The following is a 26,755-nucleotide window of genomic DNA, read 5'->3' as shown; positions in this document are numbered from 1 at the left end:
GCGTTCAGTAGGGCGTATCGCGCAGGTGAACACTGTATAGAATGCGCGACAGGATCAGTTCGCCGGCAAAGAAGATTGCAAGCCCGAGGATGATATCGGCCGGCGTCAGGGAGAGCGCATCGCGGCACGCGAGCATCGGGAAAAGCGACTCCGGCAGCTGGTCCAGGCCGATCGCCTGGCTGCTCGGCGGAAAATTCAGGCGGCGCTTGAGGAAGCTCGATAACAGGTCGCCGGCCATTGCCGCGGCGGCGGCGATCGCGCCGACGCTCATCTCCAGCCCGATGAGGGGTGCGCAGAACGTTGTGATGACGATGGCAGCGACGACGCCGCGAACGGTTTTCGACGGGCCAAACAGCGGCCGGCCATCCAGGAATTTTCGGCCGCCATCGATGGGGAGGACGAAGCGCGCTCCAAGGAGCTTCCGCGCGGCGAGCGGTGCCCCATTGGCGAGTGCCACCAGCGCCAGGATCTTCGTCAGCTGGATGAGGTGCATGATTGCAGCCTGGAGATCCGATTCTGAAGTTCGCAAGGTTCGCGGCAACCTCTGATGCGAACTCTGAAATCAAATGAGCTAAGGTAACCTGTCGATTCCGATGCGGCTTTGAGGTTGCTTCACATGACGAACTTGCAGCAACACGGATAGCCACTTCAAATTCGCCGCACCAGTGGAGTGGATTTGGTGTTGATACCACTCGCCCGCGAGTTCATAAAGCGATGTACGGGGCATCCACGTTTTCGGCGCCGGTGGGAAGAAAGACGTTGATCGCTGGGCCAAGCCCGCCAGGCGCCTTTAAAGCGCGATCAGATCAGGCTGAATCGTCATTGCACTTCAGCTCTTTGATCGAGCATGATCTTTTCGGAAAACCGCTACCAAATTTTTCCGGATCACGATTTGGCGGATGAAGGAATCATCCAAAACTCAGATCGCAATATTTGGCGGGATCGCTCAGCTGCTTGCGGGGCAGGCCGTAGCGGCTGCGAAGTTCCAGCACGCAGTCGAGCCCGGTGCGGTCGATCTCGCAAGTTTTGAAGAATCCGCCGGCAGGATCGAGCAGTTCACGATGGCTCGCTTCCGCGATCTCGGGCGGCATCTGCGGCAGATGATGCCGCAAGATCGAAATCGCTTCGCTCCGGTTATCGGCTTCATAGAGCCAGGCGATCGCGCGGCGGTAGGCGCGGATATAGGCATCGACCTTGCTGCGGTTTTCCTGCGCCCATGGCCGGCGCACGGCGGCGACATTGCCCTGATAGGGGCCGATGACATCGGTCGCCTTGACGAGTTCGGTGAAGCCCGCGTTCTTTGCGATGATGTTGTAGGGCGCGGACAACAGCGTCGCCGCATGCTTGCCTTCGCGCAAGCCAGTCCAGCGCTGCACCATGCCCCCGGCGCGGACGACCTCGTAATCGCCCCGGTCCTTGTCGAGGCCGTGGCGGCGCATGATCTCGTAAAGAACGAACGCATAGCCGGTCGTCATCGCATCGACCGACAAGGTTTTGCCGGCGAGGTCCTCGATAGCAGCGACCGTGGGCGACGCGACGAGGCTGAGAAAGCCGCTGTCGCTGCCCATCACCGCCATGAAATCGCGCTGCGGTCCGATCGGCGCCTCGCCCTGGCCCTCGACGTAAGCCACGATGTTATCGACTGCCGTCATCGCGATGTCGAACCGCGAAAGCGAAAAATCCGTCATCTGGGTGACGGAGTTCGGCGTGCCCTGCACCTCGACCGCAATGCCGGCCTCCGCAAAGAAGCCCTTGTCCTGTGCGACATAGACGCCCCAGTTGAAACCACCGGGAAAGACGTTGACGGTAACGGCTGGAAGTTTGCTGCCTGTCATCGCTATCACACCGCAGCTTTGGCTTGGCGCGCCATTGCTGCGGGCCGCAGCAACAGAGCGATCACGGCGCCGACGATGCACAGCGCGACGAGCTGGAGATTGCCGGCGAGCGTCCAGCCGAACAGCTTCGCGATCCAGCCGATGAGATAGCCCGCCACGGTCGCGGAGCCATACACGCAGGTGACGAACAGGCCGGACGCGCGTCCTGCCAGGTTTGCGGCGACCGCCTTGACGTGGCAGGCCGCAAGATTGACGAAGATCGTGCCGCTGAAGGTCGCGCCCAGCACGAAGGACAGCGCGCCTTGCGTGGCAAAATCGGCCGGCCCGTTGAAGAGCAGCGCCGAGACGCCGCTTGCGACGAGAAAACTCAGGGCCAGCACCAGACGCGGCGAGAAGCGGTCGCCGAGCCATCCCGTGAACAGCGACACCAGCACGCCGAGCCCGTAGATGCTCATCACGCGGCCGGCGTCCGGCGGCGCATAGTGGAGCTGCTCGCGCAGGAAGGTCGGGTACATGCCCAGATAGCCGTAGAGTGCCAGGCCGAACAGGATGCTCAGGATCGCCAGCACGATCGAGTTGCGGTTGTTGAGCGACGCTGCGCCGCCGGAAGCGACGGCCTTGTTTTCTTCGCCCTTGGTTTCGCTCAGTTGCGGGCGCACCACGGCCGCGATCAGGACCATCATCGCCAATCCGATGAGGCCGAAGACGATCATCGGCGCGCGCCAGCTGCCATAGCCGACGAGAAGCCTTGCGCCCAGCCATGGCCCGATCGCAGCGCCTCCGGCATAGGCGTAGTTGAGCAGGCCCACGCCCGCGGCGCGATTGCGTGAGAAGTAGCTGGAGAAGACAGCGAGCAGAGCGGTGAGCTGCATCGCCTCACCGATGCCGGTGATCGTGCGGTAGAACAGCATATCCGAGAAGCCGGTCGCGATGACCGTGATCACGGTCGCAGCCGAGTAGATCAGGATACCGATCTGGATCACGGACCTTCGCGAATAGCGGGACATCAAATAGCCGGTGGGAATGCCGGCGAGCGTCATTCCCAGCGTGAAGACCGTCGACAGCAGGCCGCCCTGCGGCAGGCTGAAGCCGTATTCGCGGCGCACGTCGGTCAGCATCAGCGGAAACAGCGTGCGGTCCATCGCATTCACGGCATAGGAGACGATCAGTACGGCGATAGCGGCAACCGCAATTGCACTATCCGTTGCGCGTGAGGTCGCCTCGGTGCCCGGAGACGTTGCAGTCTGATCCATCGCCTTCCCCAAATCCCGTCGCTTCTGGCCGCTTTACCGTAGGAATGCCCTGCGGGCTTTACGGCTTCTGCCATTCAGGATGAGGTAAGCGAACGGTAAACGCCATGTCAAATGCGGTGCTTGCAGAAGGCTTTGCCGTTTCCGTCCGTCGATGAACCCGCGGCCGGGGTGCCAGAGTTAATGGACCGTCACCGCCCAGGTCCAAAAACCGATGGAAAGCGAAGGCTCGCCATTAAAAATTTGGCTCTATGGCTTTAGAAATTCGATTGCCTGTTACCGGGATATTTCGATGTCTGAAGTCGGTCACGCATTGCAACAGTTGAATGAGTCGATTGAGCGGGGCTCGAGCGAAAGCCGCGCGAAAGCGCTGTGGCACGCGACCGACATTCTCGTCGGCGGGGAGTTCAGCGAAGAGCAGATCCGCCTCTTTGGCGACGTGATCACGCGGCTCGCCGAGGAAATCGAACTGGCGGCGCGGGCCGAGCTGTCGCGCCGGCTGGCGCATTCCAACAACGCGCCGCCGAAGGTCGTCCAGATGCTTGCCTTCGACGATGCCATCGTGGTTGCAGGTCCGGTCCTGCAATTCTCGCCGCGGCTCGATGTGAAGGCGCTGGTGGCCAACGTCCGAGCCAAGGGCCAGCCGCACCTCTTGGCGATCGCCAGGCGCGCCTCGGTGCCGATCGAGGTGACGGACGAACTGGTGACGCGCGGCAACCAGGAAGTGGTGCAATCGGTCGCCGCCAACGACGGCGCGCGGTTTTCCGATTTCGGCTTCCGCCAGATGATCAAGCGCGCGGCTGGCGATGCCGTGCTCGCCGAGCGGATCGGCCTGCGCAAGGACATCGGCCCGCAGATGTTCCGCCAGTTGATCGCGAAGGCCTCGGACGAGGTCCGCCGCAAGCTCGAGCAGGAACGTCCGGAGCTCGCGAAGGAGATTCAGGCGTCGGTGAGCCAGGCTGCCGGCAAGCTCTATTCCAGCTTCGGTCCCGGGCAGGAGAGTTACCTGGCGCTAAAGCAGGCCGTGACGGAAGCGCACAAGGCGGGCCGGATCAACGAGAAGACGATCTACGCCTATGCGCTTGCGCACAGGTTCGAGGAGGCGGTGATCGCGCTGTCGCTGCTTTGCTCGCTGCCGTCAGGCGTCATCGAACAGATGCTCGTCGTCAACAACCGCGACATGATCCTGGTCCTGGCGAAGGCACTGGCATTTTCGTGGGACACCGCGATGGCGCTGCTGTTCCTGGGCGCGGAGAATCATCGCATTTCGTCCAGTGAGCTCGAGAGCCTGAAGGCCGAGTTCAAACGCGCCGATATCAGGATGTCCCGCGGCATTCTGGAAGTCTATCAGTCGCATTGGCGGGCCGGTCAGAGCGCATCCATGCCTCGACCGTTGCACTAACTACAAAGTCCATTGCTTTTTGTAGGGGTAGCGGCCGAGATCGGCCGCGGCTACCCTGACGTGCTTTTCGACGAAGAGATTTGACATGCTGGAGTCGCAGCGCGGTCTCTTTGGTGTCCCGCGCGATATCTGTTATCTGAATTCGGCTTCCTATAGCCCATTGCCGCTGCGCGCCCAGGAGGCGGCGCGCGAGGCCGTGGGGCGCAAGGGCGCGCCGTGGATGCTGGATGCGGATTTCGCGAGCCGCCAGCACGAACGCGCGCGAGGCGCCGCCGCGCGGCTGATCAACGCCGACCCAAGCGACATCGCGCTGATTTCCTCCGTGAGCTATGGCGTTGCAACAGTCGGCAGGATTCTCGCGATCCCCCAGGCGACGCGGGTGCTGGTCCTGGAAAACGACCATTCCTCGCCGGTGCTGGAATGGCAGACGCGCGCCGCCTCAGCGGGCTTCACCGTCGAGACGGTGCGTCAGCCGCTCGACGGCGACTGGACCGCGGCCGTGCTGGCGTCGATCGAGCGGACAGGTGCGCCGCGGCTGGCACTGATCTCAATCTCCTCGGTGCACTGGTCGGACGGCGGGATGATCGACATCGCCAGGGTCGGCGCGGCGCTCAAGCGTCACGGCGCTCTGCTGTTGATCGATGCGACCCACGCGGTCGGCGTCGTCGCGATGGACGTCAGGAAGCTCGATCCGGATTTCGTGATCTTCCCGACCTACAAATGGCTGCTCGGGCCTTATGGCCGCGCCTTCATCTACATCGCGAGGCGCCACCAGAACGGCATTCCGCTGGAGCAGACCGGCTTTGGCCGCCGCGAAATCCACTCGGACGCCGAGATCTATTTCGCCGACCTCAGCTACGTCAGCGGCGCCAGGCGGTTCGACATGGGCGAGCGCGACCATTTCATCTCGATGGAAATGGCCGCGATCGGCATGGAGATGATGGCCGAATGGGGCCCGGAGGCGGTCGCCGAGCGTCTTGCGATGCTTACCTCCCGATTGGCGGATGGCCTTGATGGCACCAGGGTCCGGATCATGGATGCCAGGTTTCGTGCGCCGCACATTCTCAGCCTCAATTTCGCCGGGGGCCTCCCGGGCGGGCTGGTCGAAGCGTTGGCCGGAGAGGGCATTTATGTTGCACCGCGGCTGGCGCGCATGCGCGTCTCGCCGCATGTCTTCAACGACGAGGAAGACATCGACCGGTTCGTCATGGCGCTGAAGAAGAGGATTTAAGTCGACTTGATCGCTGCCCCGCGAAGCGGGGGAGAGAGGACCGAGGCGAAGCAAGTTCGGGTTGGGGCGCCTCTTTGCCTCTTCCCGCCGGCGACAGAGCGGGGGCGAGGGAGCCTACCGCAGTTCGGAAGGAAAAGAGGGGCTGCTCGCCCGTTCGCCTCGGAACCCGACTGCCCCCATCCGCATTGGTTCGTCAACCGTGAACTTTGTGCCTCCGCGCGCGACTTATTCGCCAAGAGGCAACTCACGAGTAAGCCTTAAGGAGGCTCTCATGACCGAATGGCGCGATCAGATGGTGGACCAGCCGCCGGCCGACGACGGCGCCTACGCGGTGGGATGGACCGTGTCCGGCCTTGCCGTCCTCGGCACCATCGTCGCGGTCTGGATGTTCGGCATCTAGGCCGGCGGCCCAAACGACAGTAGACTTTTCCTGCGCAGGCGGACGGCTGCCCGAAAGGGCGGCCGCTATGCGTTTGCCGGCCCCTCTGGACGAGACGGCCGCCCCCGGACTATAGGGATACTTAGGACACTAAGGACTTCGAAAGAGGCCTCCATGCTGACGCAAGCGGAAAACGAGTTGCTATGCCGGGTCGAGGGCGACGCCCCGATGGGGCAGCTGATGCGCCGCCATTGGGTGCCGGCGGTGCTGTCCGAACAGGTGACGGCCGACGGCGCGCCGGTCCGCGTGCAGCTGTTTGGTGAGAAGCTCGTCGCCTTCCGTGACTCGGACGGCAAGCTCGGGCTGCTCGGCGAAGCCTGCCCGCACCGCAAGGCCTCGCTCGCGTTCGCCCGCAACGAGGAATGCGGCCTGCGCTGCCTCTATCACGGCTGGAAGTTCGACACCGATGGCAACGTCGTCGATATGCCGTCCGAGCCCAAGGCCAGCGCGCTGCCGGAAAAGGCAAAGCACCTTTCTTACCCGACGCGCGAGGCCGGCGGCTTTGTCTGGGCCTATATGGGGCCGCCGGACGCGATGCCGGAATTCGAGGCGCCCCCGTGGTCGCCACATGACCAGGCGCGCGTCGCGATTGCCAAGGTCGAGTTGCCTTGCAACTGGGCGCAGATCATGGAGGGGCAGATCGACTCCGCGCATTCCTCCACGCTGCATTCCTCCGACATGCGCCCGGCGAAGGGCGAGGCACAGGCGAAAGGCGATCACTGGGTGCGGCCGTCGACCGACAAGAATCCGCGCATCCAGGTGCAGCTGACGAACTACGGCATGCGCTATGCCGCGATCCGCCGGCCGATCGCCAACGCCAGCACCCACGACTACGTCCGCATCACCACCTATGTCGCGCCGTTCACCGCGCTGATCCCGCCGAACAGCACCTATAACGTCACGAGCGTGATCGTGCCGCGCAGCGACACCTCCAGCACGTTCCACTTCATCGCCTGGGCGGAAGGCGACCAGGCCGGCATCTCGACCGAGGCGTGGCGAAAATTCTGCGTGCTCGAGGTCGGCGTCGACGTCGACGCGCAGTTCCGCCCGATCAAGCGCCACGCGCATAACGACTATCTTCAGGACCGCGCCGCGATGGCGGGAGGCGACAGCTTCACCGGCATTTTGGGCATTCCCAACCAGGACATCGCGATGTGGGAATCGATGGGCGCGATCGCCGATCGCACGCAGGAGCGCCTCGGCGCGAGCGATATCGCGATCGTGCAGTTCCGCCGCCTGATGATCGATGCGGCGAAGGCCTTCGCTGACGAGGGCCGGGTGATCGGCCAGATCGCGCCAAAGCTGCCGCAGGCGAAGCTGCGCTCCTACCAGGGCGTCGTGGAAAAGACCGTCCCGTGGCGGACGCTTGGCGCCTCCGACGAAGAGGTGAAAGTCTTGGCCGGCCTCGAAGAGGATGAGACGGACAAGGCGATGGCGGGCGCGGCGGCCTGACATGCTACGAACGTCAAAGCCGTAGCGATGGCGCCGCAGCCAGGAAGTCGCTAAAAACGCCGAAAGCCGCAACCAACAAACGCCAAAAAGTCTCGGGAGGATCGATTGCGCTTCCGCATTGCTCTTGCTGCCGCCGCACTGTTCGGCGGTCTCTCTGTCGCGCAAGCCGCCGATCGCGAGATCAACGTCATCCTGCCGCTGACCGGTGGCGGCGCCTTTCTCGGCAAGGCCGAGCAGCAGGCGCTCGAGCAATTCGAGAAACAGGCCAACGCCGAGGGCGGCATCCACGGCCAGCCGTTGAAATTCGTCTTTCATGACGATCAATCGAGCCCCCAGGTCGCGGTGCAACTTGCCAACCAGGTCAAGGTGTCGAATCCGCCGGTCATTCTTGGCTCGGCGCTGGTGGCGCTCTGCAATGCAATGGCCCCGCTGATGAAGAATGGGCCGCTGCTATATTGCTTCTCGCCCGGCGTGCATCCGGCGCCCGGCAGCTTCATCTACAGTTCAAGCATCTCGACCAAGGAGCTTGCCGCGGCGCTCTTGCGCTATTTCGGCCGCAAAGGCTGGAAGAAAGTCGCGCTGATCACCTCGACCGATGCCAGCGGGCAGGACGCGTACAAGAATTTTAGGGCGCTGTTCGCCGAGAACGACCATAAGGATGTCGAACTCGTTGCCGAAGCGCAGCTCAACCCGACCGATGTCAGCGCGTCTGCGCAGATTCAGCGGCTGAAGGGGGCCAATCCCGACGTGCTGGTGGCGTGGTCGACCGGCGGACCGATCGGCACCGTCTTCAAGGCGATCCACGATGCCGGCCTCGAGCTCCCGGTGGCGACCACCAACGGCAATCAGACCTATGCTCAGATGGCGCAGTATGCCGCCTTCCTGCCGAAGGAGCTTTACATTCCGGCTGCTGATTTTCTCAAGAACGACAAGCCGGCCAAGCAGGATGAAGCCGCAAGCGCCAAGGCCGCCTTCTACAAGGCGTTCGAGGGCACCGGCATCAAGCCGGATGGTCCATCGACCTATGCCTGGGATCCCGCGCTTCTCGTCGTCGGCGCGCTTCGCAAGCTGAAGGCGGATGCGACGGCGGAGGATCTGCGCAACTATTTCCACGATCTCAAGGGCGTCGCCGGCATCAACGGCTTCTACGATTTCAAGGCGGTTCCCAATCGTGGGCTCGGCGAACAGAACGTCGTCGTCACGCGCTGGGATGCGGCGGCGCAGACCTGGGACGTGGTCTCAGATCCCCTCGGCATTCCGCGCGCGCAGTGATGCGACCCGCTCGTGCTTGAGTTTGTCCAGATCGCGATTGGCGGGCTCGTCGTGGGCAGCATGTATGCCGCGATCGCGCTGGGCTTCTCGCTGATCTATCGCGTCACCGGCGCGATCAATCTCTCGCAAGGCGGCTTTGCGCTGATCGCGGCGATGATCGGCTATACGTTCGGTGTCGCCTGGGGCTGGCCGCTGCCGATCGCCATTCCGGCCGCGGTGCTCACTACCGTGGTCGCAGGCGTCGTGCTGGCACGCTTCACCTTCGTGCCGGCCCTGGCGCGGCTCTCCAATGCCAATGTGCTGATGCTGACCGCCGGCATCCTGACCATGATCGAGGGTTTCTCGCTCGTGGTCTGGGGCAGCCAGCCCTACGCAATGCCGCCGTTTTCGGGTGAACAGCCGCTGGCGTTCGGCGGCATCACCATTCCAACGCAGGCGTTCTGGGTGTTCGGCGTCACCGCGCTCATCATCGCCGCGCTGTGGTTTCTGATTGCACGCACCAGGCTCGGGAAAGCCTTGCTTGCCTGCGCCGAAAATCCCGCGGCCGCAAGCCTGATGGGTATCGACGTGCCGCGCATGACGTTGTTCAGCTTCGGGCTGGCGACGCTGATCGCGGCGATGGCGGGCGTCATCGTCGCACCCGCCACCTCGTTGCAGTTCGATACCGGGCGGCTGTTCACCATTTCCGGCTTCGTCGCGGCTGCGATCGGCGGCATGGCCTCGTTTCCAGGCGCGGTCATCGGCGGGCTGTTCCTCGGGCTCGTGACGCAGTTGTCGACCGCCTACATCTCCTCGCTGTTCTCCAGCGCGATCTCGCTGCTCATCCTGCTGATGGTCCTCATCTGGCGGCCGCAGGGCCTGATCCGGGGCGGGGTGGCACGGCGGCAGGATACCCGCGACGACGTGAAGGCCGTCGGTCACGCCGCCAAACTGCCGGCGCATCTCGGCTGGCCGCTGGCGGCGCTGGCGGTGATCGTGGCGGCGCTCGTTCCTGTTGTGGTCACCGACAACGGCATCATGAGTGGTCTCGTCATTGCCGCCATCCTGTTCATGGCGCTGATGGGGCTCGACGTGCTGATGGGCTATGCCGGCCAGGTCAGCCTCGGCCAGGCCGGCTTCATGGCGATTGGCGGTTACACCTCCGGCTATCTTGCGATCAACACCGACATTGCGCCGGTGCTTTCGATCCTTGCCGGCATCGGCGTGTCGCTCGCCTGCGCGCTCGTGCTGTCGGTGGTGACGCTGCGCCTGCGCGGGCTTTATCTCGCGCTGGCGACGCTGGCTTTCGGCCTGCTCATCGATTCCTGCGCGGTCGGCTTTATCGACATCACGGGCGGGCCGTCCGGGCTGGTCGGAATCCCTTCCTTCTCGGTCGGCGGTTTCACCTTCGCAAACCCCCGCGCGATGTATTACCTGGTGCTGGCGCTCGATATGATCATCCTGGTCGGACTCTTCGGCGCGCTGCGATCCGGCTTTGGCCGCGCGCTGAAGGCGATCCGTTCCGACCAGATGGCGGCCGCCGCGCTCGGCATCAACACCCTGCGCTACAAGCTGGCAGCCTTCCTGATCAGCGTGACGCTGGCCTCGCTCGCCGGCAGCCTCTACGCCTTCTTCTTCAATTTTCTCGCGCCTGAGATGGTCGGCACCTCGCGCTCGCTGGAGCTGGTGGCGATGCTGATCATCGGCGGCGAAAGCACGCTGGCCGGCGGCCTGTTCGGCGCGCTGCTTTTAACGCTGCTGCCGGTGATCTTTGCGCCGCTCGCGATCTACAAGACCTTTGCGTCGGGCGCGCTCCTGGTCGCAAGCTTCCTGCATCTGCCGCAGGGGATTTATGGCTTGCTGATCCAGCTCGCGACGCGGCTCGGCCGCACACGCGGCAATGCGCCGGCGAAGCTCAGCGCCGTTCGCGACCGGGTGCAAGCGTCATGACTGCGATTCTCGCCGAGGCCAAGACAGGCGATGACGTGATCCTCAGCGTGCGCGGGCTTGCCAAGAGTTTTGGCGGGCTCAGAGCCATCAACGACGTGTCATTCGACGTGCGCCCGGGCGAGGTCACCGCGCTGATCGGCCCGAACGGTGCCGGCAAGACCACGGTCTTCAACCTCGTCACCAACATCATGGCACGCGATGCAGGAAAGGTGGTGTTCGCGGGACGCGATCTCGCCAAGCTGTCTCCGGTCAGGATCGCAAATCTGGGCCTGGTCCGCACCTTCCAGTCGGCGCGGGTGTTTCCGGGCATGACGGCGCTGGAAAACGTGATGGTTGGCGGTCATCGCCTTGGCCGTCATTCGTTTTATAGCCAGGCGCTGTGGCGTGGCGCCGCGCGAGACGAGGAGCGCCGCATGCGCCGGCGCGCCGCGGATATGCTCAAGCTGGTTGGCTTGTCGAGCTTTTCCGAAACCCACGCAACCGAACTGCCGATGGGCGCGCAGAAGCTGCTTGAAATCGTACGCGCGCTGATGGCCGAGCCGAAACTGCTCTGTCTCGACGAGCCGGCGGCGGGCCTCAACGACACCGAAACGCAGGAGCTGGCGAATCTGTTGCGCGCGATTCGCAGCCTCGGCATCCCCGTGCTGGTCGTCGAGCACAACATGTCGCTGGTGATGAATGTCGCCGATCGCGTGGTCGTGATCGATTCCGGCGCGATCATCGCGACCGGCACGCCGGCGCAGGTGCAAGGCAACAGCCGCGTGGTTGAGGCATATCTGGGACGCGAAGACCATGCCGCTTCTTGAACTCAGATCGCTCGCGATCGGCTACGGCCGTCACCGCGTGCTGGAGGATATCAACCTCACGCTTGAGCGCGGCGAGATCGTCACGCTGCTCGGCGCCAACGGCGCCGGCAAGTCGACGCTGGCGAAAGCCGTTTCAGGATTGCTGCGCCCGCAGGCCGGCCAGATCCTGCTTGACGGCGAGGCGATTGAAGCGCTGCCGCCCGCCGAACGGCTGCGGCGGGGCATCGCCCATGTGCCGGAGGGACGGCAGATCTTTTCCGGCATGACGGTTGCGGAAAATCTCATCCTCGGCGGCTATGCGGTGGCGGAGACCGATGCCGCTGCGCAGCTCGAAGCCGTGTGGGCGCTGTTTCCGGTGTTGCGCGAGCGCATGAACGACATCGCCGGCAATTTCTCCGGCGGGCAACAACAAATGCTGGCGATCGGGCGCGGGCTGATGGCCAAGCCGAGAATTCTGGTGCTGGACGAGCCCTCGCTTGGCGTTGCGCCGTTATTGGTCGCGGAGATCTTCCGCCTGATCGTGGCGCTGCGCGATCAAGGCATCACGATCTTGCTCGCCGAGCAAAATGCGAAGGCAGCGCTGTCGATCGCCGACCGCGGCTATGTGTTCGAGAATGGCCGTATCACGCTATCGGGCGCAGCGAAGGACCTGCTGAACTCGCGGGAAGTCGCCGAGCGCTATCTCGGCATGAGCGGAACGACGGAAACGTCCGGAGCTGCGGTCGCCGTGCTGGCGGCGGAATTGCGCGGGGTGATGTTTGGGGGGAAGGCGGATGCGCAGTCGTGAGGCGGTTATCCGTCGTCATTCCGAGGCGAGCCCGCAGGGCAGAACCCGGAATCCATTTCTCCCATGGGGCGTGTGGCACGAAGGAGTCCGGGCTCACTCGCTTGCGCTCGTGCCCCGGAATGACGGCCGGGAGATTCTGCCGGCGGCTCGATCCAAGGAGTGAGTCATGGCACTGATCCGTATCGAGCCGAAACTGGATGCGCCATCCGGCCTTTATTACGTCGAGATTTTCCATCCCGCCGAAGCCGAGCAGCCTTTCGTGACCACCGAGCCGCGCTACAAGACCGCCGCCGCCGCCGAAAACGACCTGATCGCGATCATCGCGACGCGGGCCAACAGCGCGCGCTGTTGAGGCGCCTCGTACCTGGCCCAATTTCCGCCGTCATTCCGGGATGCGCCGTCAGGCGCAGGCCCGGAATCCATCGTGCGGCATATCGTGAGGAGAAATAGACTCCGGCCTCGATACCGCGCGCCTCGCAGTGACGAGCCTGACGGAGATTATTCGCTTCGTTCCGGATGACGCGGGGCTAGACCTGCCAGCTCAGCCCCACCTCTTGCCCTGTCTGCGCCGACTGCAGCATCGCGAGACAAACTTCCAGCGTCGCCAGCCCCCATTCGCCGGAGTGCAGCGGCGCCGCGCCCAGTATCGCTGCCGCATGGAGTTCGTCGACGACTTCGGCGCGCGGGATGTTCGGCGAGGGAAGTTCGTCCAGATGGCGCGTCTTGTCACCGTAAACCATGACCCCATGGGGCAGCGGGCGCAGGTCGGCGCGTTCGCAGCTCACCACGACCAGCCCGAAATGATTGTAGGCGAGTTCGCCGTCGATTTGAAATGCGTCGCGGCCGGCGGAGCCATAGGCGCGGGCGTTCTTCATCGCGATCTCCTGGGTCACGCTCGCTGCTTTTTTCAGGTTCGCGCGGGCACGGCCGTACGACGCCTCGCCATCGCGGCCCTGGCCGAGTTCGCCCCACCAGCCCATGAACTCGTCGGTGTCGAAATGGGCATAGCCGCTATAGCTCAGCGAGGCGAAGCTCCCGTTCTCGAACCTGATCTGCGCGGCATAAGCGCCCTCGGTATTGCGCGCGGCGTCCCAGTTGCCGGTGAACGCACGCACTGAAACCGCTTTCGCGCCCGCAAGCAGGCGGACGATATCGATCTGATGCGCAGCCTGGCTGAATACGACGCCGCCGCCCTGTCTGGTGTCGAGCTCTTCCGGCCGGCGCGGACGATAGAGAAAATCGGTGAAGTTGAGTGCGTTGATCATCCGGACAGGACCATAGGCGCCGCTGCGAATCATTGCGCGCGCCCTCAAATAGGGCTGATCGAAACTGTGACTGTGCCCGACCAGCAGCTTGACGTTCGCCGCTTTCGCCGCCGCGATCATCTCGCGGCATTCGTCGACCGTGATGGCCATCGGCTTTTCGACCAGGACATGCTTGCCGTGCCGGGCCGCACTCTTCACGTGTTCGACGTGGAATTGATGCGGGGACGCGACGTAGACCGCCGCGACAGCCGGGTCGGCGCATAGTGCTTCGGCGTCTTCAAAGACCTTCGCGTTGAATTCCATCGCAAAGCGCTCGCGGGCCTCGGTGCGCGGATCGCTGGCGGCCACAAGCGCAATGCGCGGGTCGGCCGCAAAGGTCGGCAGCATCAGCGTGAACGCGCGGCCGAGACCGATGACGCCGAGATTGATCGGTGAGGTCATAGGGACGCCGATCTGTCTTTACCTCGCCCCGTTTGCGGGGAGAGATCGCGGCGCGAAGCGTGGCAAAGTCGGGCGGGTGAGGGCGAGGCTCGCTTGCTCACCTGAACCTCTCGCCCCGACCCTCTCCCTGCAAGCCGGGAGAGGGAGACAATTCAGGCCCATTGCCATCGTCCATCCCTCAAATATCCAGCGTCAGTGTCGCCGATTTCGCGCGGCTGACGCAAATCATGATCTCACGTTTTTTCTCATCGTCCGAGAGCACGAGATCGCGATGGTCCGGCTCGCCGTCGGTGAAGCGGCAACGGCAGGTGCCGCAGGTGCCGCTTTCGCAGGAACTGGCCAGCATATGCCCATTCCGTCGCAACGTATCCAGGATCGAGACATTCGCGGCCACTTCGTAGGCCGTGCCGCTCTTGGCGAGCCTGACCTCGAACGGCCTGTCGTCGGCATGCGGGGCCGACGCGCCGACAAAATCCTCGAAATGCACCGCCGAATCCGGCCAGTGCCCGGTCATGTCGCGCACTGCGTCCATCAGGCCGCGCGGGCCGCAGCAGTAAAGATGCGCGCCGCGCTGCTGTTCCAGCACCGGCCAGAGATCATAGCCCTGATCGGGATCGCCATTGTCGTGATGCAGTACGACCTTCCCCTCGTAGGCATGGGAAGAAAACTCCTCGCGGAACGCCATCACTGCGGGCGTACGCGCGAAATAGTACAGCGTGAAATTCGTCTTGCCCTGGCGAACGCAGTGCAGAATCATGGCGCGGATCGGCGTAATGCCGATTCCCCCCGCAATGAAGATCAGGCGCTTCGGCTCGGCTTTCGCCATTTCGAAATCGTTCGCGGGCGGCTCGACGGCAACTCTGTCGCCCTGCCTGATATCCCTCGTGAAGCTCAACGAGCCGCCGCGCCCGGTGGTTTCCTGTTTCACCGCGATCAGGTAGCGGTTGCGCTCGGCCGGATCGTTGCAGAGCGAATAGCGTCGCTTCTGGCCCGATGGCGCGGTCACCGTGATGTGCGAGCCGGGCGTAAACGGCGGCAACTCGCTGTCATCGTCGGCGCGCAGCTCGAACAGGAAGACGCCGTCGGCGATTTCCGACTTCTGTCGGACCGTCAAACTCAATTCCCGCAGCTCGGGGGCGAGCGTCATGCCATCTCCGGTGAATTTGTCCAAAATACTTAGTTCACTAAGTAAATAGCGCAACCTTTCCCCCGATAACACCCCCTTAATAAGGCGATGGTGACATGGGCGCCGTCCCACGACCTGTTCTTTAGGGCAGGTTTGCGCAGGTCTTGCGAATGTGCAATCACGGCCGGGGGCCCGATTCCGAAGTCCGTAGCATTTTTCGGAGCCACGTTTCGAACTTCGGAATCGAGACACTAGCGGACTGCGAACTTATTTATCTAGTGTGGCTTTGGTTCAGACGTCTGCATGGCGAACTCGCGGCAGGAATGATGCGGCCTTCTGAACCGGCCACACCGGTGGGAGGGGGGCGTCGTGACCAGCGTGAAGAAAGCCACTGGCAAAAAGACCGGCAAGCCGGCCACGCGGAGCGCGTCCGCCGCCGACGCCGTTTTGCCCTTTGCCGAAAGTGTCGGTTACCAGATCCGGGCCACCCACCGCCTGCTTCAGCGCTTCCTCCAGGTCAAGATCGAGCCGCACGGCATCACGCTCGGCATGTGGTACTTCCTGCGCGCGCTCTGGCACGAGGACGGCCTGACGCAGCGTGAGCTGTCGAACCGGGTCGGCACCATGGAGCCGACCACGCTGAGCGCGATGTTGATCATGGAAAAGAACGGCCTGGTTCGGCGGGTCCGTAACCCCGACGATCGCCGGAAATGGCATATTCATCTCACGCCAAAGGGGCGGGCGCTGAAGGTCAAGCTGTTGCCGCTCGCCCGCGAAGTCGTCGATACTGCAGTGCAAAATCTTTCCCGCGCCGACGTCACACAACTGTTGAATGGGCTTGCCGAGGTACAGAAGAGCCTCTCCGCCACGCTCGAACGCCTTGAGGAGGCCGCGGAGTAACAGCGTTACGCCTTCATCATGAGGAGCGCCGCTCGGCGCGTCCCGAACCATGCGGCCTCATCGTTCGAGCCGTCGCTTGTGCGGCTCCTCGGGATGATGGGAAGGCGATAGTTTTTATTCCACGAAAAACGTGTTGCCGGGTGCATGCGTGGCAGTCCGGAAAGAACGACCCAGGCCTATGGGCATTGTTTTGCGCCGCCGGTATGCTCCGCCCCCGCCTGCCTGATGGAGGAACGCATATGGCAAAACTCAACATCAATGGCACGGTGAGGGAAGTCTCGGCGGAGGCCGACACGCCCTTGCTGTGGGTTCTCAGAGAACATGTCGGTCTCACGGGCACCAAGTATGGCTGCGGTATCGCCCAGTGCGGCGCCTGCTCGGTTCACTTCAACGGCGAAGTCCAGCGTTCCTGCCAGATCCCGCTCGGGCAGATCACCGAGGCCGACAAGATCGTCACCATCGAGGGACTGTCGGAAGGCCGCTCGCATCCGGTACAGCGGGCCTGGGCTGCGGTCGACGTACCGCAATGCGGCTACTGCCAATCCGGCCAGATCATGGCGGCCGCCGCGCTGCTCGCGCAAAATCCGAAGCCGGCCGATCATGATATCGATGCCGCGATGACCAACATTTGTCGCTGCGGCACCTATCAGCGCATCCGCGAGGCCGTGCACATGGCGGCCGATATCGGAACCACCGGGAAGAGGGGTTAATCATGAACCGTCCTGTTCTCGAAAAGAATCTCAAACTTTCGCGCCGCGATTTCATCGTTGGCTCGGCTGCGATCGCCAACGGCGGCCTGGCGCTGGGTATGCGCGTGCCGTTCGATGCGGCGCACGCGGACACCTCCGCTTCCGCCAGTCAGGTCAACATCTGGGTCGCGATCAAGCCGGATGACACCTGCGTCATTCGTATCGCGCGTTCGGAAATGGGGCAGGGCACGCTCACCGGTCTCGCGCAACTCGTCGCCGAAGAACTCGAATGCGACTGGAGCAAGGTGACGACGGAAGGTGTGACCCCCGGCCAGAATCTTGCCGCGAAGCGTGCCTGGGGTGAAATGGGCACCGGCGGCAGCCGCGGCATCCGCACCTCGCAGGATTACGTCCGCCGCGGCGGCGCGGCCGCGCGGATCATGCTGATGCAGGCCGCAGCCAACCAGTGGAACGTGGCGGCCAGCGAACTCACCTTTTCCAAGGGCGTTATCAGCCATGCCGCGAGCAATCGCTCGGTGCGCTATGGCCAGGTCGCCGCCGCCGCCGCCCAGCTGACGCCCCCCGATCCCAAGAGCATCACGCTCAAGGATCCCAAGAACTGGACCATCGCTGGCCAGCCGTTGAAGCGGCTCGACACGGCCGACAAGCTCGACGGCAGCAAGATCTTTGCCATAGACCTCAAGCTGCCGGGCATGCTGTGCGCGGCGATCAAGGACTGTCCGGTCTATGGCGGCAAGCTCACGAGCTTCGACGAGAGCAAGGTGGTCGGCATGCCCGGCGTCAAGAAGGTGGTGCGGGTAAAGGACACGGCGGTCGCCGTTGTCGCCGACACCTGGTGGCGGGCGAAGAAGGCACTCGACGCGCTGCCGATCGTCTGGGACGAAGGGCCGAACGCTGCCGCGTCCAGCGCAACGATTGCCGAGATGCTGAAGGACGGCCTGGGAGCTTCCACAACCAACGGCGATCGCCACAATGGCGACGCCCTCAAGGCGATCGCGGAAGCGCCAAAGAAGGTGGAGGCGGTCTACTCGACGCCGTTCCTTGCGCACGCGCCGATGGAAATGATGAACTGCACGGTGAAGCTGTCGGCCGACCGCGCCGATGCCTGGGTGCCGACGCAGAATCTGGAGGCCTCGCTCGCCGCGCTGTCGGAAACCTCGGGCATTCCGCTCAACAAATGCGAAATCCACCGTCATGATCTCGGCGGCGGTTTTGGCCGCCGCGGCGGCACGCAGGACTATGTTCACCAGGCGGTGGAGATCGCCAAATCCTTTCCCGACACGCCGATCAAGCTGATCTGGAGCCGCGAGGAGGATCAGGCGCACGATTTCTATCGTCCGATCTCGCAATGCAGGCTGTCGGCCGGTCTCGATAACGATGGCAACCTTCTTGGCCTGCACGTTCGCATCTCCGGCCAGTCGATCAACGCGCTGCTCAATCAAAAAGGCATCGTCGGCGGCAGGGACATGCGGCAGTTGCAGGGCTATTACGAGACGCCCGGCGATGCGCAACTGGGCTACGACGTGCCGAACCTCCTGATCGAGTATGTCATGCGCAACAGCCATGTACCGGTCGGCCCGTGGCGCGGCGTCAATACCAACCAGAACGCCGTCTACATGGAATGCTTCATGGACGAAGTGGCGCGGGCGGCGGGCAAGGATGCGCTCGAATTCCGCCGCGCGCTGATGAAAAACCATCCGAAGCATCTCGCCGTTCTCAATGCCGCGGCCGAGAAAGGCGACTGGGGCAAGCCCTTGCCTCCCGGCATCCATCGCGGCCTCGCCCAGTTCATGGGCTACGGCAGCTACTCGGCGGCGGTGTCCGAAGTCTCTGTCAGCCCGCAAGGCAAGCTGAAAGTTCATCGCATCGTCCTGGCGGTGAATTGTGGCCACATGGTCAACCCGGGCCAGATCGAGGCACAGGCGCAAGGCTCGGTCGCCTATGGCCTGACGGCGGCGCTCTACGGCGAAATGCCGGTCGACAAAGGCCGTATGACCAATCTCAACTTCGACACCTATGAAATCATGCGGCTCGCCGAGATGCCGAAAGTCGAGGTGGTATTGGTGCCGACCTACGACTTCTGGGGCGGCGTGGGCGAACCGACCATCTGCGTGGTGACCCCCTCGGTGATGAACGCGATCTATGCTGCGACCGGCAAGCCCGTGCGCAGCCTGCCGCTCAAGAACGTCAAGCTGGTATAGCGCCTGTTGAGTGGCGGAATTAAGCCGTGGCGTAAGGGTGCTCCCTCGGGTGACCTCATGGAGGCGCCGCGTCAAGTGACGCGGCTCCTCACCTTGGGGGGCTCAATCAGGCCACAAATGATGACCTCGTCCTGAGCAGCGCGCGCATTTGCCCGCATCCCGAAGAATGGACGGAGGGGTGTGCGGGTAAACCTATATGCGATGCCATTGCCGCACGCGGGGCGAGACGAAAACACAAAACGCCCGCGTGCCCCGAAAGGGAGCCCGCGGGCGAGTTTGTTTCGATCAGCTAGCTTTTTTCAGCAACGCGTTCAGTAGTCGTGATGGATGACGGTCTTGCTCCGGGTGCCGTCGGCGTGGTCCTTCTTGACCACCGTCGTCTGGCCGTCCGGCCCATCCTTCTTGATCACCGTCTTTCGCTCGGCGGCAACGGGCGGGGCTTGACCCACGGTCACGCCGACCGCCGGATGGTGCACAATCACTTCGTCGGCGAGTGCCGGCGCTGCCAGCGCGCATGTCGCCGCCGCAATCAGCAATACTTTCTTCATTTGATCCTCCTGACGATCGAATGCAGGTTTAAACGTCGGGAGGCGGACGGCGTTCGCCGTTTCCTGCAAAAAATTGTTGCGGATCGGGAAAGTTTCCCGGGAACGTTCGCGCGGTGTGCTGTTTGACTGTGGTTGTCATTTTATGTGCAGCCGTCGTGATGCCGTTAACCAGCAACGCTGGAATGCGACAGCGTGAATCCTTTCTCCCCGCGAATGCGTTGATCCCGCCATAGTTGAACCATCACCCTGTGGAACAGCAGGAGAGGCCCGTGACCTGTCGGGCCGTTGTCGTGTGAGTGCCGGGGCGCTGCATGTCTGACAAAGTCGAACTTGTGTTGCGGAGGATTGGCCAATCCTTGCGCCCGATCGATGAGGCGCCGAAGGACGGCCGGTGGATTCTGGCCAAGTCCGCCGACGGCTTTGTGGTCTGCCATTGGGACCGCGATCCGCCCGGTCTTGCCGGTCCGACCTGGACCGAGGCCAACGATGCCTCGCGCGGTTACCTCGATGATTATTTCGAAGGCTGGATCGATCCGGCGGAACTCAGGCTGTGGGATTACGCTACGCTTGCCGATCTCCTGATCGCCTTTGTCGACGATGCGCACGCACGCGGTGATGAACGTGCGCTCGGCATCTTGCGCGGCCGCGCCAGGCTGGTACCGCCGACCTGAACTCCCTGCACCACAAGCGGCGAATTCGACCAGCGATTTCAGACCGAACTGCGCGAAGGTGGGTGCTGCGACCGAGAACGAACTTCGGAAAGCGGACGCTCGCTCGATCGTTTGCGCCTTACGCGCCGGTCACGACGATGTGACATCCGCAGGCACGATGTTGTGAATCATGCGCTCAGCCGAAACAGGCGAGTGTTCCCATCCATGGACCGGGCGGGATATGCTATTTGCTTCGGCGACAAGCTCGTTTTCGCAGGGCCGGTTGTCGTTCAGCATTCGCATCCGGCATTCGTATCCAGCCTGGGGAGTTTGATCGATGTCACTTGATCGCATCAGCAAGTATGCACCCGAGATGCTCAGCATCGCCCGCGTCGTCATCGGGCTTCTGTTTCTCGAGCACGGCACCTCAAAGCTGCTCAACTTTCCCCATGGACCGGTGCAGCCGGCAATGGGGTCGCTCATCTGGTTTCAGGGCATCATCGAGATCGTCGGCGGTGTCCTGTTTGCCATCGGCTTCCTGACCCGTCCGGTCGCCTTCATTCTCGCCGGCGACATGGCGGTCGCCTATTTCATGGTGCATGCGAAAAAGAGTTTCTTCCCCATGCTCAATGGCGGCGATGCCGCCATCCTCTATTGTTTCGTGTTCCTGATCTATTTCGTCGCGGGACCCGGCCGCTGGGCCGCGGATGGATCGGGGAAGTAGGTCTGCTTGGTCATCCCGCGAAAGGCGGGGATCCATGACCACAGACCTATCGGGACGTAAAGCAGCAACCAGCTTGCTGAGTTAATGCGCGCTGCTTGCAAAAAACCTTACGTGCTCAGCCGCGGCAGCAGCTTCACCGCGTTGCCGCGCTCGATATCGTTCAACTGCGCGTCGGAGAATAGGCCGCAGCTTCGCAGGCCCTTCACATGATCGATGCCCGTGCGGTAGGGGAAATCCGTGCCGAACAGGATTTGCGAAGTCGGGATAATCGCCGTCAGCGCCGACATCGACGCCTTGTTCGCGGTTTGCGCGGTGTCGTAATAGAAGCGCGTGAGTTCGGCCAGCGCGCCATCCGGCACCGCCGGCTTGAACTGCGGGTCGATCTTCGGCTGACCGATGAACCGCTCGATCAGGAACGGCATGGTGCCGCCGGCATGCGAGAAGATCCACTTGATGTCGCGGAATTTCTGCGCATTGCCGGAGAAGACGATGTCGCCGATCGTGCGCGTGGTGTCGGTGCCCCATTCGACCAGCGTCGGCGGTTCGGTCTTCAAGAGGTTGACGCAGCAATCGGCGGTCGTCGGATGGGTATAGACGACGCATTTGCGCCGGTTGAGCTCTTCCATGACCGGCAGGAACGACGGATGGCCGAGCCACTTGTCATGATAGCTGGTGAGCAGCCCGATGCCGTCGAGTTTGAGCTTGTCGAGCGCGTATTCGATTTCCTTCAGGGCCCCCTCGGTGTCGGTGAGCGGGATCATCGCGAACGAGCCGAAGCGGCCGGGGTGATCTGATATCAGCTTCGCGGCATATTCGTTGCTCTCGCGGCAAAGCTTGCGGGCGGTCTCCCCCGAAGTGAAGTTCACGCCGGGCTGCGTAACTGACAGCATGGACACCTGGATGCCCGCGGCATCCATGTCGGCGAGCGACTTTTCCGGCGTCCACTTGATTTGCGGCGGGCTGCCGAGATGATTTTCGACGACGGCCTGGATGTAGGTCGGCGGCGACAAATGATGGTGAACATCGATGCGATAGGACTTTTGGCTCGCGGCCTGTGCGAAGGCTCGCGAGCCGCCAAATCCCGAGCCAAGGCCCGTTACGGCCGCGGCCGCCGCGCCTGCAACTCCCGCCAGGACAGAGCGCCGGCTCAAGCCGCCTGACGTCAGCGACAGCGTGTCGCCGCATCCGCAGGCGCAACCGCGCATCGAGAAGGCGGATTTGCCGCTCGGCTGGCGGCGCAGGTGCTGGCTCATGACGTCCCCCATTTTGTAGGTCCATTGCAGGACTTCTTCATTCGGTGCCGCCGATCTGGAGTCCCTGCACCACAAGCGGCGAATTCGATGATGGACTTCAGATCGGCGGCACCAGAATCAACAAGTTTGCTGGTGCCCATGACTTTCCGAAGTTCCTGAAAGCGGTTGCTGCGATGGAGCACGAAGTTCGGAAAAGTGGGCACTAGACGGCGACACCTTAGCGTTGTTGGTGTGCCAGACAATAGGCGTTCGATCTCGCATCGTTCGCGTCGAAATTCCTTCTGAAAACCGGTTTTGCAGTGCGAACGCGCTGCACAACAATCAAGCGCACCGTCCCTCGTGCGGCACCGGGCAACCTTGCTGCGTTGCAACGCGCGCCGGGTCAAAGGATAGTGATCCCTTGTCGCCGCGACAAAACGCAACAGACGCTCGACACGAAATCTGCTAGGTTTGCGGCGTTACTTGGCTTCACAAGGGAGTGGAGTTCATGAACAAGCTCGTTGAAATTCGCAGTCAGGAGCAGTTTTGCCGGGAGCGCGCGTCGCGCGATTGCGAGCGAAAATCTTTCTGGCTTGCGGAAGCCGAAGCGTGGGAGCAGCGCGCGCTGGACGAGATCGCGTTTCACTTCCGGGAGTGCAATATCGTGGACGATAGTCCGCCATTATACGCGGCATAAATCTGTCGTCAGATTCGTTTTCCATCGCGGGCGGCCGAAAGGTCGCCCGCGATGCGTTTGGGCGGCACGCGCAAGTCACGTCGATGCGTCCCGCGGGCGCCGTAGGAACCTTCGCTGCAGGGTGGGATTTTGCTCTCGGTTGGTGGCCCTCTTCGTCGGAGAAACAAGATGAACTATATCAAACTCGCAGGCCTGCTGCCGCTCGCGGGCCTGCTGGCGTTCGGGGCAGCCCATGCGCAAGGAGACGCATCGCAGCAACCGCCGTCGGGCAGGGATCAACAGTTCCTGACCTACGCTGCGGAAGACAACCAGGCGGAAATCCAGCTGTGCCTGATTGCGGAAAAACGCGCCGTTGATCCCGCGCTCAACGCCTTTGCTCGCCTGATGGTCGATGACCATGTCCAGGTGGAAAGCCGATTGGCCGCACTCGGTGCCGAATTGCATGCCAAGCTCTCGGATGCCATCGGCAAGGACGGGCAGGAGACCATGTCGAAGCTGACGCCCCTGAGCGGCCGTGAATTCGAGCAGAAATTCATCGAGGCGCAAATCAAGGACCACTCGAACGATATCGACAAGTACTCACAGGAGGCGCGCGAGACGCAGAATCAGCGCATACGGCAATATGCGAGCGAGACGATCCCGTTGCTGCAGCAGCATCTGGCGCTGGCGCGCGCGGTCAAGACGCAGCTCGGCGGCCAGACCGTCGGCAAATCCGGCAAGCCGTAACCATCCGGCCGAAGGCCGCCGTCGCTTGGGTTCTTGCGCGCGTCCTCGAATCACGACCTGGCCAGGACGCGACCTGCCGCTCGCGCTTTAACCGGCCCGCATCCATGTTCAGTGAACCTCACCCCTAGACCTCCCCCTTCAGGGGGAGGCCGGGTTCTGCTAAGCCACGTCCGTGACCACAAAAATAAAAGCCGGAGTGGGAAGGACGAAGCGGGATGGCGGTGATGGGCGAGGGTGTCCCGGGCGGTCTTTCCGCCTCCGGCGCGGCAAGCGCGGACGCAGCCGATGCGGCGATGCAAAGCGCGGTGCACAAGGCCGCGCTTCGGTTCGTGCCGCTGCTCACCATCGCCTATCTCTTCAATTATCTCGACCGCACCAGCCTCGGCTTTGCCGCGCTGACCATGAACAAGCAGCTCGGCGTCTCGCCGTCGCAGTTCGGGCTCGCCGCAGGCATCTTCTTCCTCGGCTATTCGACGTTCGAGATCCCGAGCAACCTCTTGCTCTATCGCGTTGGCGCGCGGCGCTGGCTGGCGCGCATCATGATCAGCTGGGGGCTGGTATCGGCAGCAAACGCCTTCGTGGTCGGGCCGCACAGTTTTTACGGCGTGCGGCTGCTGCTCGGGATCATGGAGGCCGGCTTCTTTCCCGGCGTGACGTTCTTTCTCGCCGCCTGGTTTCCGGCACAATACCGCACGCGGATGCTGGCCTGGTTTCTGGTCGGCATTCCCCTGTCCTCGCTGATCGGCGCGCCCGTCTGCGGCCAGCTGTTGCAAATGGACGGCATCTGGGGCCTTGCCGGCTGGCAATGGCTGTTTCTCCTGGTCAGCCTGCCCTGCGTGCCCCTCGGCATTGCTACCTTTTTTCTGCTCGCCGACCGGCCGCAGACGGCGTCATGGCTCACGGCGCAAGAGCGCGATGCGCTCAACGGCGTGCTGGCGTCCGAGGTGCGGGAACGGCCGCATGTCTCGCTGCTGGCGGCTCTCAAGGATCCGCGCGTCTTGATCTGCACCGCGATCCAGTTCGGCTTTACCCTCGGCTCCTACGGCATCGGCATCTGGTTGCCGCTGATGCTGAAGGAATATCACCTCGCCAATACCTCGATCGGCTGGATCGCCGCCATTCCCTATCTCTTCGCCACCATCGGCATGATCCTCTGGGCGTTTCATGTCGACAAGAAAGGCAGGCGCATCGCCAATCTGGCGATCACCTGCCTGCTTGGCGGCGTCGGCCTGTTGCTGCCGATCCTGTCCCACTCGCTGATGTCGGCGGTGATCGGTTTCAGCCTCGCGCTGATCGGTGTCACCGCGGCGCGCGCGATTTTCTGGACCATCCCGACCCGCTTCCTCACCGGCGTCGCGGCCGCGGGCGGGCTCGCTTTCATCAACTCCCTCGCTACCGTCGGCGGCTTTGTCGGTCCTTCGATGATGGGATGGCTGAAGCAGTATTCCGGCTCCTACATCATCGGCCTGCTGGCGGTTGCTGCGATCCTGCTTGCGGCAACGCTGGCTTCGCTGTCGCTGAAACTTTTCATTTCGCGCGAATAGGGCCGCGCGAAATCGCGGGCCGACGTCCCGCCTTCATGCAGGTTCATGCAAAAAAGGCCCGCTTTCCGGGCGGGCCTTTTTCAATCTGACGTTCAGTCGCCAAACAGCGGCTACTTCCTCATGCTCCTGCGGAAGTCATCGAACTTGCGCTTCTGCTTGTCGTCCAGGCTGTTGTAGAAGGCGAGCAGCTTCGGGTTTTCCGCCTTCATGGCATCCAGCCGCGCCTCCAGGAAGTTCTGGCGGAAGTTCAGCCGGTCCTCGAAGGACGACAGGTCGGGCTGCTTGCTGCAAAGCTTCGATTTCGTGTCCTCGATCGATTTCAGCCGCGTCTGCTGAAAGTCGTCATAGGCGGCCTGCTGCGCGGAGGTCAGCTTGAGCTGTGCGGTCAGCCGTTCGCCGATCTTGTGATGGCGCGCCTCGTTGTTCTCCTTGGAGCAAAGCCGCGCGAACAATTCGCTCTGATGGCTGTTTCCGGCCGCTTGCGCCTGCCAGGAGGTCCCGCCGAGCAGGGTGGCCGCCACGATCAGCGCTGACAGTTTTGTCTTTCTCATCTGATGCTCCCAGGATGGATGGTTGCCGGCGACCTTCATTTCAAGATCGCAACTTGAAGGAATGATTTGGTCTCGTATCGAACGAGACAGCTGCCGTTATCTGTGACCCCCAGCCATGTGGCCCCCACCCATGTGGCCGCCGCCGTGCGCCATGGCCCCGCCGTGGAAGCCGTGCCCGCCGTGATAACCGCCACCGTGAAAGCCGCGGCCGCGATAATATCCGCCGCCGCCATAGACCGGGCCTCCATAGACCGGACCGCCGTAGTAGCCGGGGCCGCCATAGAAGCCGTCGCCGTAACCGCCGTCATCGTCGCAGTCGTTGTAATAGCAACCGCCGCCCATCGAGCCGGCGATCGCACCGCCGACAATGCCGGCGATCGCGCCTCCGATGATCGCGCCCGCGGCATCGCCGTCGTACTGGACTTTCTGGATGTCCGCGGCGGCTTCGATCCGCTGCGGACCGAGCAGTCCCGCCGTGGCCGGAGCTGCCGTGAGGATCAGCGCAATCCCGATGGAAGCGGCACCCCTGATCAGCATCATCCAAATATCCTTTCGCGTCCGATGTCGAATAGCTGGAACTGAGCCGCTTGGAGCGCGGCTGGCGGAATGTGATCGAATCGCCGTCGCAGGTCCATGCGGACGAGAGTAAAGAAAAGTTTAGTTGCACCTGCGCGCTCGCCTCTCTCAAGCCGCCAGCGTCATCGTGGCGGCGGGCCGCATCGGCGAGATACCGCCGAAGCCGGTCCTGACGGGCGTGCAAACGGGCACGAGCAGGCGACAAGGTGAAGATACCCGGCATGTGAGCGTCGTTCACCTGGCGCGGCCGAATTTTCCTGGAGACTGCGCGGCGGCATCCGGCGGACCTCATGGCGGTTGCCATGTTCCCTCAGACGGTCGCTGCCGCGCGAGGCGACGGTCGACGAGGGGGCGCCTGAAGAGGATTCTGGCGGAGAGACCGGCAGTGGGGCGGGGTTACACCGCCTCGTGCTTCCGCAGATCGTGCGCATGGTCGAAACATGCCGCCTGAAGGTCGGCGC

General features: G+C 63.1%; 26 protein-coding genes. 17 read left to right on the top strand and 9 right to left on the bottom strand.

Annotation, left to right across the window (positions count from 1 at the left end; genetic code table 11):
* Positions 1–4: 4 nt before the first annotated feature.
* The 3 genes from NEZ08_RS16090 to NEZ08_RS16080 form a co-directional block, all read right to left on the bottom strand.
* Positions 5–493: a CDP-archaeol synthase gene (locus tag NEZ08_RS16090; protein ID WP_298108759.1), complete on the bottom strand. Its 489-nt coding sequence runs from the start codon at positions 491–493 to the stop codon at positions 5–7.
* Between the two features lie 415 nt (positions 494–908).
* Positions 909–1,835, bottom strand: a complete 927-nt coding sequence (locus NEZ08_RS16085; RefSeq protein ID WP_298108757.1) for an ABC transporter substrate-binding protein — start codon at positions 1,833–1,835, stop codon at positions 909–911.
* Between the two features lie 5 nt (positions 1,836–1,840).
* Positions 1,841–3,088 (bottom strand): MFS transporter, encoded by a 1,248-nt coding sequence (locus NEZ08_RS16080; RefSeq protein ID WP_298108754.1) that lies wholly within the window; start codon positions 3,086–3,088, stop codon positions 1,841–1,843.
* A 289-nt stretch (positions 3,089–3,377) separates the two neighbouring features.
* Between NEZ08_RS16080 and NEZ08_RS16075 the strand changes: the two genes are divergently transcribed.
* The 9 genes from NEZ08_RS16075 to NEZ08_RS16035 all read left to right on the top strand — a co-directional run bounded on the left by NEZ08_RS16075 (position 3,378) and on the right by NEZ08_RS16035 (position 12,755).
* Positions 3,378–4,487, top strand: coding sequence for a DUF2336 domain-containing protein (locus tag NEZ08_RS16075; RefSeq protein WP_298108752.1), 1,110 nt, complete (start codon positions 3,378–3,380; stop codon positions 4,485–4,487).
* An 85-nt stretch (positions 4,488–4,572) separates the two neighbouring features.
* Entirely contained in the window at positions 4,573–5,718 is a 1,146-nt protein-coding gene (locus NEZ08_RS16070) for an aminotransferase class V-fold PLP-dependent enzyme (RefSeq protein WP_298108749.1), read from the top strand.
* Positions 5,719–5,989: 271 nt separating this feature from the next.
* Positions 5,990–6,118, top strand: coding sequence for a hypothetical protein (locus tag NEZ08_RS16065; protein WP_298108746.1), 129 nt, complete (start codon positions 5,990–5,992; stop codon positions 6,116–6,118).
* Between the two features lie 153 nt (positions 6,119–6,271).
* Entirely contained in the window at positions 6,272–7,609 is a 1,338-nt protein-coding gene (locus NEZ08_RS16060; RefSeq protein ID WP_298108743.1) for a Rieske 2Fe-2S domain-containing protein, read from the top strand.
* 105 nt (positions 7,610–7,714) lie between these two features.
* On the top strand, positions 7,715–8,881 hold the full coding sequence (locus tag NEZ08_RS16055; protein ID WP_298108740.1) for an ABC transporter substrate-binding protein: 1,167 nt from the start codon (positions 7,715–7,717) through the stop codon (positions 8,879–8,881).
* A 12-nt stretch (positions 8,882–8,893) separates the two neighbouring features.
* Positions 8,894–10,810, top strand: a complete 1,917-nt coding sequence (locus NEZ08_RS16050; protein WP_298108737.1) for an ABC transporter permease — start codon at positions 8,894–8,896, stop codon at positions 10,808–10,810.
* Complete coding sequence (locus tag NEZ08_RS16045) at positions 10,807–11,616, top strand: ABC transporter ATP-binding protein (RefSeq protein WP_298108734.1); 810 nt, start codon at positions 10,807–10,809, stop codon at positions 11,614–11,616. The genes NEZ08_RS16050 and NEZ08_RS16045 overlap by 4 nt, the downstream gene beginning before the upstream one ends.
* On the top strand, positions 11,603–12,403 hold the full coding sequence (locus NEZ08_RS16040; protein ID WP_298108731.1) for an ABC transporter ATP-binding protein: 801 nt from the start codon (positions 11,603–11,605) through the stop codon (positions 12,401–12,403). Before NEZ08_RS16045 ends, NEZ08_RS16040 begins: the two co-directional genes overlap by 14 nt.
* 166 nt (positions 12,404–12,569) lie before the next feature.
* Positions 12,570–12,755 (top strand): hypothetical protein, encoded by a 186-nt coding sequence (locus NEZ08_RS16035; RefSeq protein ID WP_298108728.1) that lies wholly within the window; start codon positions 12,570–12,572, stop codon positions 12,753–12,755.
* A 175-nt stretch (positions 12,756–12,930) separates the two neighbouring features.
* On the opposite strand, the gene NEZ08_RS16030 is transcribed toward NEZ08_RS16035, so the two are convergent.
* The gene (locus NEZ08_RS16030) at positions 12,931–14,109 is read right to left on the bottom strand and encodes a Gfo/Idh/MocA family oxidoreductase (protein ID WP_298108726.1); all 1,179 of its coding nucleotides are present in this window, start codon (positions 14,107–14,109) and stop codon (positions 12,931–12,933) included.
* Between the two features lie 178 nt (positions 14,110–14,287).
* Positions 14,288–15,256, bottom strand: a complete 969-nt coding sequence (locus NEZ08_RS16025) for a PDR/VanB family oxidoreductase (RefSeq protein ID WP_298108724.1) — start codon at positions 15,254–15,256, stop codon at positions 14,288–14,290.
* Positions 15,257–15,604: 348 nt separating this feature from the next.
* Here NEZ08_RS16025 and NEZ08_RS16020 point away from each other — a divergent pair, with 348 nt between their 5' ends.
* The 3 genes from NEZ08_RS16020 (at position 15,605) to NEZ08_RS16010 (ending at position 19,046) form a co-directional block, all read left to right on the top strand.
* Positions 15,605–16,135, top strand: a complete 531-nt coding sequence (locus tag NEZ08_RS16020) for a MarR family winged helix-turn-helix transcriptional regulator (protein ID WP_298108723.1) — start codon at positions 15,605–15,607, stop codon at positions 16,133–16,135.
* A gap of 239 nt (positions 16,136–16,374) precedes the next feature.
* A complete protein-coding gene (locus NEZ08_RS16015; RefSeq protein ID WP_298108720.1) occupies positions 16,375–16,845 on the top strand; it encodes a (2Fe-2S)-binding protein in 471 nt (156 codons plus the stop codon).
* Positions 16,846–16,847: 2 nt separating this feature from the next.
* Entirely contained in the window at positions 16,848–19,046 is a 2,199-nt protein-coding gene (locus NEZ08_RS16010) for a molybdopterin cofactor-binding domain-containing protein (protein ID WP_298108718.1), read from the top strand.
* A gap of 311 nt (positions 19,047–19,357) precedes the next feature.
* On the opposite strand, the gene NEZ08_RS16005 is transcribed toward NEZ08_RS16010, so the two are convergent.
* Positions 19,358–19,594, bottom strand: coding sequence for a hypothetical protein (locus NEZ08_RS16005; RefSeq protein ID WP_298108716.1), 237 nt, complete (start codon positions 19,592–19,594; stop codon positions 19,358–19,360).
* A 311-nt stretch (positions 19,595–19,905) separates the two neighbouring features.
* On the opposite strand from NEZ08_RS16005, the gene NEZ08_RS16000 reads away from it, so the two are divergent.
* Positions 19,906–20,265: a hypothetical protein gene (locus NEZ08_RS16000; protein ID WP_298108714.1), complete on the top strand. Its 360-nt coding sequence runs from the start codon at positions 19,906–19,908 to the stop codon at positions 20,263–20,265.
* Positions 20,266–20,581: 316 nt separating this feature from the next.
* Positions 20,582–20,968, top strand: a complete 387-nt coding sequence (locus NEZ08_RS15995) for a DoxX family protein (protein WP_298108711.1) — start codon at positions 20,582–20,584, stop codon at positions 20,966–20,968.
* A gap of 107 nt (positions 20,969–21,075) precedes the next feature.
* On the opposite strand, the gene NEZ08_RS15990 is transcribed toward NEZ08_RS15995, so the two are convergent.
* Positions 21,076–22,221: an amidohydrolase family protein gene (locus tag NEZ08_RS15990; RefSeq protein ID WP_298108710.1), complete on the bottom strand. Its 1,146-nt coding sequence runs from the start codon at positions 22,219–22,221 to the stop codon at positions 21,076–21,078.
* A gap of 487 nt (positions 22,222–22,708) precedes the next feature.
* Between NEZ08_RS15990 and NEZ08_RS15985 the strand changes: the two genes are divergently transcribed.
* The 3 genes from NEZ08_RS15985 to NEZ08_RS15975 all read left to right on the top strand — a co-directional run bounded on the left by NEZ08_RS15985 (position 22,709) and on the right by NEZ08_RS15975 (position 25,167).
* On the top strand, positions 22,709–22,897 hold the full coding sequence (locus NEZ08_RS15985; RefSeq protein WP_298108708.1) for a hypothetical protein: 189 nt from the start codon (positions 22,709–22,711) through the stop codon (positions 22,895–22,897).
* 168 nt (positions 22,898–23,065) lie between these two features.
* The gene (locus NEZ08_RS15980; RefSeq protein ID WP_298108706.1) at positions 23,066–23,623 is read left to right on the top strand and encodes a DUF4142 domain-containing protein; all 558 of its coding nucleotides are present in this window, start codon (positions 23,066–23,068) and stop codon (positions 23,621–23,623) included.
* Positions 23,624–23,847: 224 nt separating this feature from the next.
* The gene (locus NEZ08_RS15975; protein ID WP_298108704.1) at positions 23,848–25,167 is read left to right on the top strand and encodes an MFS transporter; all 1,320 of its coding nucleotides are present in this window, start codon (positions 23,848–23,850) and stop codon (positions 25,165–25,167) included.
* 110 nt (positions 25,168–25,277) lie between these two features.
* Here the strand turns inward: NEZ08_RS15975 and NEZ08_RS15970 are convergent, their stop codons facing one another.
* Both NEZ08_RS15970 and NEZ08_RS15965 read right to left on the bottom strand, forming a co-directional pair.
* A complete protein-coding gene (locus NEZ08_RS15970) occupies positions 25,278–25,718 on the bottom strand; it encodes a Spy/CpxP family protein refolding chaperone (protein ID WP_298108701.1) in 441 nt (146 codons plus the stop codon).
* A gap of 96 nt (positions 25,719–25,814) precedes the next feature.
* On the bottom strand, positions 25,815–26,258 hold the full coding sequence (locus NEZ08_RS15965; RefSeq protein WP_298108699.1) for a hypothetical protein: 444 nt from the start codon (positions 26,256–26,258) through the stop codon (positions 25,815–25,817).
* Positions 26,259–26,755 lie beyond the last annotated feature (497 nt).

The sequence above is a fragment of the Bradyrhizobium sp. genome (genome assembly GCF_027451485.1).
Lineage (GTDB): Bacteria > Pseudomonadota > Alphaproteobacteria > Rhizobiales > Xanthobacteraceae > Bradyrhizobium.
The sequence above is the reverse complement of the archived record's forward strand: the minus strand, read 5'-3'. Positions and strand labels throughout refer to the sequence as shown.